The organism is Mesorhizobium sp. M7A.F.Ca.CA.002.05.1.1 (assembly GCF_003998335.1).
Lineage (GTDB): Bacteria > Pseudomonadota > Alphaproteobacteria > Rhizobiales > Rhizobiaceae > Mesorhizobium.
Genome location: NZ_RZQI01000558.1, coordinates 1 through 4,034, shown reverse-complemented (window position 1 = coordinate 4,034; position 4,034 = coordinate 1). Strand labels below are relative to the sequence as shown.

Annotated in this window: 4 protein-coding genes; 3 read left to right on the top strand and 1 reads right to left on the bottom strand. The window is 54.9% G+C overall.

Going from position 1 to position 4,034, the window contains the following annotated elements; genetic code table 11:
- The 3 genes from carB to EN939_RS23895 all read left to right on the top strand — a co-directional run.
- Positions 1-1,978: carbamoyl-phosphate synthase large subunit (gene carB, locus EN939_RS23905; RefSeq protein ID WP_127270151.1), on the top strand; the 1,978-nt coding region annotated here is incomplete at its 5' end.
- 234 nt (positions 1,979-2,212) lie between these two features.
- Positions 2,213-3,031 (top strand): phosphoribosyltransferase, encoded by an 819-nt coding sequence (locus EN939_RS23900; protein ID WP_127270149.1) that lies wholly within the window; start codon positions 2,213-2,215, stop codon positions 3,029-3,031.
- Positions 3,028-3,579 carry an AAA family ATPase gene (locus EN939_RS23895; protein ID WP_127372850.1) on the top strand — a complete coding sequence of 184 codons (552 nt, stop codon included), beginning with the start codon at positions 3,028-3,030 and terminating at the stop codon, positions 3,577-3,579. Before EN939_RS23900 ends, EN939_RS23895 begins: the two co-directional genes overlap by 4 nt.
- A 3-nt stretch (positions 3,580-3,582) precedes the next feature.
- Here the strand turns inward: EN939_RS23895 and EN939_RS23890 are convergent.
- Positions 3,583-4,034 (bottom strand): thymidylate kinase (locus EN939_RS23890; protein ID WP_127270145.1); only part of this gene is annotated, 452 nt, incomplete at its 5' end.

Genomic DNA, 4,034 nt, shown 5'->3' with positions numbered 1-4,034 from the left:
GCTGGAAGACGTGCACGCCATGTGCAAGATCGACCCGTGGTTCCTTGAGCAGATCGCCGGGATCGTCGCCATGGAAGCCCGCATCCGCGAGCACGGCATCCCCGAGGATGCCGTCAATCTGCGCATGCTGAAGGCCATGGGTTTTTCCGACGCCCGCCTCGCGTCATTGACGAAAACAGACGTCGAAGTGATTGCGAAGATTCGCGAAAAGCTCGACGTTCATCCGGTTTATAAGCGCATCGACACTTGCGCGGCCGAGTTCGCCTCGCCGACCGCCTACATGTATTCGACCTATGAAGTGCCGTTTGCCGGTGCGCTGGCCGACGAGGCGCAGGTCTCGTCGCGCAAGAAGGTCGTCATCCTGGGCGGCGGGCCGAACCGCATCGGCCAGGGCATCGAGTTCGACTATTGCTGCTGCCACGCCGCCTTTGCGCTGCGCGATGCCGGCTACGAAGCGATCATGATCAACTGCAACCCGGAGACGGTCTCGACCGACTACGACACGTCGGACCGGCTCTATTTCGAGCCGCTGACGGCGGAAGACGTGCTGGAGATCCTGCGCGCCGAGCAGGCCTCGGGCGAACTGGTTGGCGTCATCGTCCAGTTCGGCGGCCAGACGCCGCTGAAGCTGGCGGACGCGCTGGAAAAGGCCGGCATTCCGATCCTCGGCACTTCGCCCGACATGATCGATCTCGCCGAAGACCGCGACCGCTTCCAGAAGCTGCTGCACAAGCTCGGCCTCAGCCAGCCGAAGAACGGCATTGCCTATTCGGTCGAGCAGGCCCGCCTTGTCGCCGGCGAGCTCGGCTTCCCCTTGGTGGTGCGCCCGTCCTATGTGCTGGGCGGCCGCGCCATGCAGATCATCCATGACGAGGGCATGCTGCAGACCTATCTGCTCGACACCGTGCCCGGCCTGGTGCCGGAGGACATCAAGCAGAAATACCCCAACGACAAGACCGGCCAGATCAACACGCTGCTGGGCAAGAACCCGCTGCTGTTCGACACCTATCTCTCCGGCGCCATCGAGGTCGATGTCGACTGCCTGTGCGACGGCAAGTCGACCTTCGTCTCCGGCATATTGGAGCACATCGAGGAGGCCGGCATCCATTCGGGCGACAGTGCCTGCTCGCTGCCGGTGCACTCGCTGCCTTCCGAACTGGTCGACGAGCTGGAGCGCCAGACGGCAGCGCTTGCCCGCGCTCTCAATGTCGGCGGGCTGATGAACGTGCAGTATGCGATCAAGGATGGCACGGTCTATGTGCTGGAGGTCAACCCGCGCGCATCGCGCACCGTGCCCTTCGTTGCCAAGACCATCGGCCGGCCCATTGCCAAGATCGCCGCCCGCATCATGGCCGGCGAAAAACTGGAAGACGCCTTCGCCCATTACGGCGCCATGCCCGACCCCAGAAACCCCGGCCACATCGCGGTCAAGGAAGCGGTCTTCCCCTTCGCCCGCTTCCCCGGCGTCGACATCCTGCTCGGCCCGGAAATGCGCTCGACCGGCGAGGTCATGGGTCTCGACCGCGATTTCGCGCTCGCCTTCGCCAAGAGCCAGTTAGGGGCCGGTGTCGACCTGCCGCGTTCCGGCACGCTGTTCGTCTCGGTGCGCGACGAGGACAAGAAAGGCATATTGCCGGCGGTCAAGCGCCTTGCCGGCCTCGGCTTCAAGGTCCTGGCCACCTCGGGCACCGCCCGCTTCCTCGCCGAAAACGGTGTCGACGCGCAGAAGATCAACAAGGTCCTGGAAGGCCGCCCCCACATCGAGGACGCCATCCGCAACCGACAGGTGCAGATCGTCTTCAACACGACGGACGGCCAGAAGGCCGTGTCGGACTCGAAGTCGCTGCGCAGGGCGACGCTGATGCAGAAGGTGCCGTATTACACCACGTTGTCGGGTGCGGCTGCGGTGGCGGAAGCGATTGCTGCGCTGAAGGCGGGGAGCCTCGAGGTCAGGCCGCTGCAGGAGTATTTTGCGTGAGAACAGGGAGAAGCTGCCGTAGGCAGATGACGGAAGCCCGCACGGGTGATCGTAATCTGTTGGGGCCTCGCTGCGGCAGAGTTCAGCCAGAAACAGAATTGCATCGCCTCTATCGACGCGAAGGCGGCAGCAGTGGTGATCGAAAGCGGCAATCAGGGGCCCTGCACCAACGATAGCGAAGTCAAAAGAAACGTGTTATTCAGCCCCCTAGGGCATAACTAGGGGGCTGACGATATGACCATACCTACCAATGATCCGTTTATATTATTAATTACAATAATACTTTCGATATCGACAGTTGTGGCGGTTTTAGATTTTGTTGGATTTCTTCCTGGATTTATATCCAAGTGGTTAAATCGAAATAAGCTGGCTTCAACCCTAGACGTTCTGCGCGAAATGGGGATCGAAGGAAGGGTCGTCAAAAGAAGAACAATTTCAAGCTTATTTCATTCTTTTTACAACAAAGAAGATCTGTACTCTGGGACCATACGGGATTTAAATTCGATAAAAATTTCCAAGAAGGTTTCGGTTGGTAGCGTTAATTCAACTCAGTCTAATGGATTTATTGATCTGATGGGCGCAACGACCTCTTCGGAGGTTGCTGAGCGCTACGCTAAACGCCTCGTCACTTTTTGGCGAGAAAAATTGAATAACGACGCAGAACTCAAGAATTTCGAATTTTCCTTTATAGTTGCTCCTAAGAGCGGAAGTCCATTCATTGCCTACGAAATGTCTAAAATACTGAACCTCCCCTTGGTTGTGCACAACTCGAAGCCAAAATTCGAAATAGACCCTGCTATGTTCTCGTCCTATTTCGACGCATTGGCGCAGCCGCCAAAAAATTCTGTGGGCCTTATTGTCGATGACAGTACCACTGGAGGCGCCAAAGCAATGAAACTGATCGATGACCTTAAGAAATTCGAGCTAAAGGCCACGGAGTTTCTTGTCGTGTTTGAGCCGGAGATCAAGGATCCACGCCTCGTTTTAGCAAACAAAGGGGTGACTCTTCATTCACTGGTCAAATTTCGGGCGACCGGGAAAATAGAAAAGTGAAGATACTGATATGCGGGGCCTTTTCAGCAGGAAAAACAGAAACGGTGCTTGCAACGAAGACTTTGCTGGAGACTAACGGACACAAGGTGTCACTTGTCGAGGAAGTCGCCCGAAAAGCACCATTTGCGCTCAACAAATCTCAGGATTTTGAGACTACATCGTGGTTATACTGCCAGCAAATCTGTAGTGAGATCGAAGCCAGTAAGGATGGAGCTGCAATCACCATCTGTGACAGGGGTATTCCAGACATATTTTCGCATTTTCTAGATACCATGGAAAAGGCATCAAAGCCGGGCCCATTCTTAGACGCTCTATTCCCCGCGCTGAAACAATGGTGCTCCACATATGGCAAAGTCTTCTTTTGTCCAGTCGATCACGGCATTCCTGTTCAGGTCGACTCACTACGCGTTGCTGACCCAGCATACCGTTTAAAGATGGAAAACCATAGCTTAGAGGCGCTCGAAATGCTTGACGTACAATACGTTGGGCTTTCATTCGAAAAGGAGCACAGGGCGAATGCGATATATCAGTCGATAGCCAATCTCTGACGATTACAGTTGTGTCAGAATCTCGGCGGCAAGCTCCTCAGGTCTCCTAAGGTTGCCGTCAAAATCTACATCAACAGCGCACCACTCCCCTAAAACCGATTTCGCAATTAGATTTTCATACACGAGCGGAACCCTCGTAAGTAAGGAGCTATCCGCCTCATGCCTATCGGCATCAAGGTCAGTATAGTCTCTCTTAGGTTTTCTTAGGACGTTTTTCGCCGACGCGTTCGGTGATATACGCAGGTAGGCGTTGAGATTAGGAGCTGGAAGCCCGAACACTTTTAATTCTAGGTTCAAGACCCATTCTATCATTTGATCCTGGAATTCGAGGTCGACTTTTGCTGACTGATAAGCCATATTTGAAGCAATATACCTGTCGAATATCAGAAAATCGGATTTTAAATTAATACTTTCGATAAGGGATTTCGACTCAAATCTATCCATCGCATAGAGCG

What these genes read in the sequence shown, in the direction of transcription:
- EN939_RS23900 (WP_127270149.1), top strand. Translation starts at nt 2,213, where the DNA reads ATGACCATACCTACCAATGATCCGTTTATATTATTAATTACAATAATA.